The sequence below is a fragment of the Porphyromonas sp. HMSC077F02 genome (genome assembly GCF_001815465.1).
GTDB classification, from domain to species: domain Bacteria; phylum Bacteroidota; class Bacteroidia; order Bacteroidales; family Porphyromonadaceae; genus Porphyromonas_A; species Porphyromonas_A somerae.
On the sequence record NZ_KV820653.1, the window covers coordinates 1 to 1,573 of the forward strand.

Annotated in this window: 1 protein-coding gene; it reads left to right on the forward strand. The window is 47.9% G+C overall.

Annotated features, from left to right (window positions below; genetic code table 11):
• The first annotated feature begins 196 nt into the window (after positions 1-196).
• Positions 197-1,153, forward strand: a complete 957-nt coding sequence (locus HMPREF3027_RS03415; RefSeq protein WP_018028233.1) for an NAD-dependent epimerase/dehydratase family protein — start codon at positions 197-199, stop codon at positions 1,151-1,153.
• Positions 1,154-1,573 lie beyond the last annotated feature (420 nt).

The following is a 1,573-nucleotide window of genomic DNA, read 5'->3' on the forward strand; positions in this document are numbered from 1 at the left end:
CTGGGGGCTAGCTGAATGGCACCCTGTCGGGTGCGGATAGGTCACGTCGGCAAGATTGGTTCGACGTTGGCCTATTGGAGTAGGGACTCTCTTTGTGCTCCATTATTCCACGCCATTTCCTTTCCACCTCAAAATTATTAACTATCTTTGCCGAAAGAAAAATATCACACAAATTCACATAGTTTCAAGACACAAGATGAAGAACATTCTTATCATTGGATCTACAGGTCAGATCGGCACTGAGCTAGCCATGTACCTGAGAGGAATCTACAAGGAGGGGCAGGTAGTAGCAGGATACATCAAGGCTCAACCACCAAAGCAAGAACTCCTAGAGAGCGGCCCTTGCGAAGAGGTAGACATCACCAATGCACAGCAGATTGCCGACGTGGTGAAGAAGTACAATATTGATACCATCTACAATCTTGCTGCACTCCTATCGGCAGTAGCCGAAAACAAACCACAGCTGGCCTGGAAAATAGGACTGGGTGGATTATTCAACACCCTAGAGGTGGCACGCGAAATGAATTGTGCCGTCTTCACCCCTAGCTCTATCGGAGCTTTCGGTCCTGGTACTCCTAAAGATAAGACCCCTCAAGATACCGTACAGCGTCCAACCACTATGTATGGCGTCACCAAGGTATCAGGCGAATTGCTCGGCGATTACTACCACCGTCGTTTCGGAGTAGACACCCGCTCAGTACGCTTCCCTGGTCTTATCTCCAATGTAGCACTCCCAGGTGGAGGTACCACTGACTACGCAGTAGATATCTACTACAAGGCAGTGCAAGAGGGCAAGTTTGTCTGCCCAATCGCCGAAGGCACCTACATGGATATGATGTATATGCCCGATGCGCTACACGCCATGGTACAGCTAATGGAGGCCGATCCTACTAAGCTCATTCACCGCAACTCTTTCAACATCGCCAGCATGAGTTTCCAGCCAGGAGATATCTACGCCGCCATTAAGCGACAGATGCCTAGCTTCGAGATGGTCTACGACGTAGACCCACTCAGACAGGCAATTGCAGAGTCGTGGCCAAATTCACTCGACGACACTTGTGCTCGCGAAGAGTGGGGCTGGGCACCCAAGTACGACCTCGATAGCATGACAACCGATATGCTTCGCGTTCTCACCGAGCGTTACAAAAAGTAACTTTCCCCCACAACACCATACAAAGTTTCCTAGGCATCCTCCCCGATCCTAGGAGACTTTTTTATTGCATAAAAGTCCGATTAGCCACCTCAGTTAAGGAGAATGCAACACGAAGATCCACACCCTAGTTAAGAAAGCAAAAGTTGAGTTGCAACTAAGCATTTGACGAGATGCAACTAAGCATTTGCTTTGTTGCAACTAACCGATCGCTTAGTTGCAACTCGGCAAACGACAAAATACGGCACTGATTATCAGCGATTTACAAGAGGGCTCCCAACGGCTTATATTTCATCATAATTCAATGTGTAAAAATCCTCCTGCATCGTCATAAAACATTTGCAGGCAAATGTCTGAAAATGACACTTTGCAGAAGAACCTCTTAATTAGGCCTCATCCGATATTCTGCGTGATGGGGTGACT